We start from the raw sequence: 6278 nt of genomic DNA on the forward strand, positions 1-6278 counted from the left end.
CAGGAGATGACGGAATCAATTCAAGAGGTAGCCAGCAACGCCCGCGAGGCGGCCAACGTAACTGCTCAAGCCACGGAAGCAGCCGCCCGCGGCGGAGAAGCAGTGGATCGCACGGTGGCCAGCATCCTGGAGATTCGGGAAGTGGCAGCAGAGGCGACCCGCAAGGTGAAACGCTTGGCAGAATCCTCCCAGGAGATCTCCAAGATTGTGGCTTTGATCTCACAAATTGCCTCGCGCACCAACCTGCTTGCCCTCAACGCCAGTATCGAGGCCGCGCGGGCCGGCGAGGCGGGGCGGGGCTTTGCCATCGTGGCCGATGAGGTGCGACAACTGGCTGACCGGGCCGCCAAAGCCTCGAAGGAGATCGAGCAGATTGTGCTGCAGATCCAGTCGGAGACCAGCAACGTGATGACGGCCATGGAGGAGGGCACGCAGGTGGTGATCCAGGGGACGCGGCGGGCTGAGCAGGCCAAAAGCAGCCTAGACGAGATCATCGAGGTCAGCCGGCGGATCGATGGGCTGGTGCGGGCTATTTCTCAGGCTACCGTGCAGCAAACAGAAACCTCTCGCGCCGTGGCCCAGGTAATGCAATCAGTGGAGCTGACTGCCAACGAGACGTCCGAAGAGGCGCAGAAGGTAGCCAGCTCGCTGCAACAGTTGGTGAGCATCGCTCGCGAGCTGCAAGCTTCTGTCGGTCGCTTCCGGGTGGGGGATGAATGAGCAAATCTGCTCGGTTGGCGGGCATCCTAGGGACAAGCAAGGATCCCGATGGGAAGTTGCCGCACTTCAGGGACATCGGGATCCCTTTGTCCCAAGACAGAATCCGGGCATGGGAGAGCTTCCCCTGTCCGATCTGCTACTACTGATATGAGTACCTGTGGGCTGTAGGAGGAACCTCCTGCCATGAATGAAGAAGCACAAAAGCGGATCCTCGGTTATTTTATCGAAGAAGCCCGCGACCACTTGGCAACGATCGAGCAAGGGCTCCTCAGCCTGCGGGACAGCGTGAGCGATCCTGAGCTGATCAACGAGTTGTTCCGAGCTGCCCACTCCATCAAAGGCGGAGCGGCCATGCTGGCCCTCGCCAGCATTCAGCGGACTGCCCACCGCCTAGAGGATTTCTTCAACGTGTTTCGCTCTCGCCCGGGCGAAGTGCCGGTGGATCAGCACTTGGAGACGCTGCTGCTGCGAGTTTTTGATGGGTTGGCGGCGTTGTTGGACGAGCTGCAGAGCCCTCGCGGTCTCACCCAGGAGTTCAGCAACGCGACGCTGGCGGAACTGGAGCCGGTTTTTCAGGAGACTGAAAACTACATTCAGAGCCTTCTCGGCGCTGGCCCTGTCGCTAGCTCTGCTCCGGCTGCCCCCCCGCCGCCGGCGGCCCGCACCCTACAACAAGAGATGGCGGAAGTGGTGCCGCAGCAATTGCGGCAGATGTTGGAGCTGTTCAAGCGAGGGGATCAGCCGGGCATTCGCGAGCAGTTGCGGGAGGCAAATGCCGTTCTCAAGCAGATCGGGCAAGCCCATCATCTGGCGGGCTGGCAGCAGCTCACAGAAACCTTCGAGCAAGCCCTGGGCAACCCCGACGCCGATCTGCGAACGTTGGCGTTGGTCGCCCTGCGAGACTTGAAGCAGGGGCAGCAGCTTATCTTGGCGGGCAGGGCCGAAGAGGTGACGGCCTCGGCGGAATTGCAGCAATTGGCTCGCCCGGCGGCTCCCCCTCCGCCGCCGGATCCTTTGGAGGTGGTGGTTCACCAGCAGATCCCGGCCCTGTTGCGCCAGATGCTGGAGCTGTTCAAGCGTCCTGACGACCCGGCAACGCGGCCTGCCCTGCAAAGCTTGGCCCAATCGCTCCAGCAGGTGGGACAGGCCGAAGGTGTGGATCTGGGCGGCTGGACGGCCCTAGCCCGCCTGATTAGCGAGATCCTGGCAGATCCTGCCCAGGATTTGCGGCAACTGGCTCTGCCGGTTCTGAGAGATTTGAAACAGGCTCACCAAGCTCTGGCCAGCGGAGCAGCGCAGACCATCCAGCCCTCCGCTGAGTTGTTGGCCTTCCGCCCTGTGCTGCCGGCCCTTGAGGAGCCAGAGCCGCTCTTCCTCGAACCCGAGAGCACGCCTGCCCCAGCGGACTGGGCCGCTGCTGGGATCCCGGCAGAAGAATCCTCTGCCCCTGATGGGAGCCAAGAAGAACCTGAACCAGGAGAGGCGATCCCCGTCGAAGCAACCCTGCAAGCGGAGGAGGCGGCCTGGGATCTGCTGGCCGAACAGCCGCCGTCCACTTTGGAGATGGACAGCGTTCTGGCGGGCGAGGAGGGCCCAGGGCTGAGCTGGCCGGAGATGTCCACCGAGGCTTTGCCAGAGGAAGACTGGCAAGCAGCCGCCGACCTTGCCCAAGAGGGCGTCGCCGCGCCGGAAGAAGCCGGAGCAGCCCGCGGCTGGCTCCAGGATAGGCTGAGCTTTGGCTCAGGCGATTTCGACGCCCCTCCTTTGAGCCTGGAAGCAGAAGCCTCCGCCGCCTTTGACGAGCTGTTTGCCAACGCAGAGCAGCTATCCGATATTGAAGAGCCGCCGCCGGAGCTGATCCCTCCTTCCCCCGAGCCTTTTTCGCAGGCGCTTGAGGAGCTGAGCCCAGAAGAGGGGGGAGCGGAAACGGATTTGGCGGAGCTGTTTGCCGAAGTAATGGGCGAAGCGGCGGCAGAGCTGTCACCTGTCGAGCCTGCCGAGCTGACAGGAGCCGAGGAAACCAGCCAGGCCATCTGGGATGTCCCCGCCCAGGAGCGGGCGGCCCAAGTCGCTGCGGAAAGCCCCGAGGAAGCCTCGGCTGCAGACGAAGCTGCAAGTGTCGGAGTGGAAGCCTTGTTCGAGCTCGAGGAGCTGGCAGTAGAGAGCTCTCCTCTGCAGGAGCTGTCTCAGTTGCCTGACTTTGGGGCTGCTCCCGACAGCGGGCCGGAAGCGGATCTTTGGGCAGAGGAGCCGTCTCCGTCCCTCCAGCCTGGGGATGGGGAGGCGGCCGCAGACTTGTGGGCTGAGTTCCCCGCCGACATCTGGCCGGGGGACTTTTCTGTCCCCGATGAGACGGGATCCCTGACATCTTTGGACTCTGCGGCTGAAGGCGGCCTGGAGAGCCTTGTCTCGGCGGCGGATCAGGCCTGGTGGAGCCCAGAAGAAGCAGGCGAACCTTCCCCCTCTTTCGAGGTGGCTTCTCAACCCTCTTCTGACCTTGCCGACTCTGCCGCAGTCGAGCAACTGGAAGACCTTTTCGCCGAAGAATCTTCGCCCGGCGAACCTGCCGCTGCGGCGGAGAGCTTCTTGGCCCCTTCCGACGAGTCGACGGCGGCGGAAACCCCGGACTTGGGGGCCGAGCTGAGCCTAGCCGATCTCTTCGCCGGGGAGACGCTGGAGGATGCCCCGGGCACGGGGGATGCGGCACAGGCCCAGGACTGGGCTCTTTTGGAGAACCTCTTCCCGGTTCAGGAAGAAGCTCTCTATCCTGAGGGCCAGCCCGCGGAGGCCTTCGACCGCCTCGAGGCTCTATTTGCCGAGGAGCCCGCTACCGAAGCACTGAGCTTAGAAACCAGCGGATCCCTCTCGGCCATGGATGGCGAGGTGGATTTGGATGAGTTGAGCCGGTTCTTTGCAGAAGGGGAGGCCGCCCAGGAAGCGATCCCCTCAGATCTGGCCACTTTCCTGAGCGAGGCAGAGGCTTTGCAAGGGAGCAGTCTGGAGGGAGTGACTCTGCCTGAGCCAGAACCACTTGTAGCTGCAGCAGAGCAAGGCGGAGCTTCCCAGCCAGCAGAGGACGATCTGGCCAGCCAACTGGAAAGCCTGTTCGCGGAGGATGAGCTCTTGGCTGCCCAGAGCGCGACTGTTTCCCCAGATGAGACACAGCCTTTGGAGGAAGAAGCGCCGGAAGCCTCTCCTGCCCCAAGTTTGGACGATTTGGCCGCCCTTTTCGATGCCGCCGAACCAGCGGTGCCCCCTGAGCTAGAGGAGGTCATCGCTCCCATTGTGGGATCCCCTACAGCCGTGAGCGGCGAGGTCGCCGACGATTTCGCAGCCCAACTGGAATCCCTCCTAGGCGATCTCGAGGTCGCCCCCCAAGTCTCTGCAGCAGCGCCGGCGCCTTCTCCGCCCGCTGTCGCCGCCCCAGCAACAGCCGCCCCCACGGCACCGGCTACCCCAACAGCACCGACCACACGGCGATCTGCCCTCAGCAATCCTGTAATGCGGGTGGAGGTGCGCCACCTCGACTCCATCAACAACTTGGTGGGAGAGCTGGTGGTCATCCGCAACAGCATGGAGCAAAACCAAACTCGCCTGCGCCAGTTTCTGGATGGCCTATTGGGCCGGGTGCAACAGCTAGGGGAGCTGGGCCAGCGCATGCGGGATCAGTACGACCGCTCGTTGCTGGAAGCGGCGCTGTTCTCCAGCCGCAGCAGCGCGGCAACGGTGGGGTTTGGTCGGAACGGCGAGGAATCCCCTCGGGGACGGGTGGGTCATTCCATAGGCCAAGAGTTCGACAAGTTGGAGATGGATCAGTTTACGGCCTTCCACACGCTGGCCCAGGAGATCATTGAGCTCATCGTGCGGGTGCGCGAGTCTTCTTCCGACATCGAGTTTGCGGTGGACGAGGCAGAGCAGATCACCCGCCAATTCCGCCAGGTCACCACCCAACTGCAAGAAGGCCTGAACCGGGCGCGCATGGTGCCCTTCTCGCAAATTGCCGACCGGCTGCCCCGCGCCGTCCGTGACCTCTCCATCAAAACGGGCAAACAGGCCAGCCTGGTGGTGGAAGGCCGCGACACCCTCATCGACAAGGCCATCCTGGAAGAGCTTTCCGACCCGATGACCCACCTGGTGAACAATGCCCTGGTGCACGGGATCGAGCCCCCTGAGGAGCGGCGCCGCTTGGGCAAGCCCCCTGAAGGCAAGATCACCGTCAAAGCTTTCTACCAGGGCAACCAGACAATCATCGTCGTCGCCGACGACGGTGCCGGCATCCCGGTGGAGAAAATCAAGGCCAAGGCGCAAAGGCTGGGGCTGCTGTCAGAGCAGGCAACCGAAGAAGAAGTGTTCAACGTCCTCTTCCACCCCGGCTTTAGCGTTCGCGAGGCCAGCGAGGTGGACGATCTGGCCGGGCGGGGGGTTGGCTTGGACGTGGTGCGCCGCAACATCACCGATCTGCGCGGCAGCATCCAAGTGGATTCCGTGCGCGGCAAGGGCACCACCTTCACCATCCGCCTGCCGCTTACCCTGAGCATTTCCAAGGCAATGGTGTGTGTCAGCGACAAAGCCCTGATCGCCTTCCCCCTCGACGGTGTGGAGGAGATGCTGGATGTTCCCGTCGACGAGGTGCAGCCGGATGAACAGGGGCGGCCCTCCATTCCCTGGCGGGATCAACGCCTTCCCTTCCAGCCCCTCTCGAATCTGTTGTCCTACAGCCGCAGCCACAGCCGCAGCCGCTCAGAGGTCTACAGCATCGCCCAAGAGGAGGGCATCCTGCCCATCGTCGTCCTGCAAAGTGCCGGCCAGTACGTTGCCCTGCAGGTGGACAGCTTTGTGGAAGAGCAGGAAATCGTGATCAAGCAATTGCGCGGGCCTGTGCCCAAACCACCTGGCATTTCTGGGGCAACGGTGCTGGGCAATGGTCGCGTGCTGCCAATTGCTGACGTCCTTGAACTGGTAGATATGGCCCAAGGCCGCCGTCGCGATCTCAGCCGCCTCTGGGCGGAGCGTCGCGCTGCGGAGCCACGTGCCGAGGAAACCCATCAAACCACGGTGCTCATTGTGGACGACTCGATTGCAGTGCGGGAACTGCTCTCCATGTCCTTTCAAAAGGTGGGCTACCGGGTGGAGCAAGCCCGCGATGGCCAGGACGCCTGGGAAAAGCTTCGCGGTGGCTTGCGCTGCGATCTCATCTTTTGCGACATCGAGATGCCGCGCATGGACGGCTTGGAGTTGCTCTCCCGCATACGGGCAGACAGCAACCTCAGGCATATTCCAGTAGCTATGCTCACCTCACGGGGGGCAGAACGGCACCGGCAGACAGCCCGCGAGCTGGGAGCCACTGCCTACTTCACCAAGCCCTACTTGGAGGAAGAGCTGTTCAGCGCTGCCGCTCGCATGTTGCAAGGGGAGCAGTTGTTGGCACCCAACCCCACTTCCTGAACTGGCGACGCCAGGGGCGCCCAGATGGAGGCACCAAGCTAAGGGATCCCACTCTGGCGCCAGGATCGCCAAAGGGTTTGACTCCAGAGGGGGCTGGAAGGCGTAGGATATTG

General features: G+C 63.0%; 2 protein-coding genes. Both read left to right on the forward strand.

Annotated elements, in window-relative coordinates:
• A partial coding sequence (locus NW809_RS09940) for a methyl-accepting chemotaxis protein (protein WP_414402042.1) occupies nucleotides 1-720 on the forward strand: 720 nt, incomplete at its 5' end.
• A 183-nt stretch (nucleotides 721-903) separates the two neighbouring features.
• Nucleotides 904-6165, forward strand: coding sequence for a response regulator (locus NW809_RS09945; protein ID WP_414402043.1), 5262 nt, complete (start codon nucleotides 904-906; stop codon nucleotides 6163-6165).
• The last annotated feature ends 113 nt before the right edge of the window (nucleotides 6166-6278 follow it).

Origin of the sequence: Synechococcus sp. WC101 (assembly GCF_047461555.1) — a bacterium.
Lineage (GTDB): Bacteria > Cyanobacteriota > Cyanobacteriia > Thermostichales > Thermostichaceae > Thermostichus.

Bases quoted from the DNA above. Each gene is read 5' to 3' on its own strand.
- NW809_RS09945 (WP_414402043.1), top strand. From the start codon at position 904: ATGAATGAAGAAGCACAAAAGCGGATCCTCGGTTATTTTATCGAAGAA.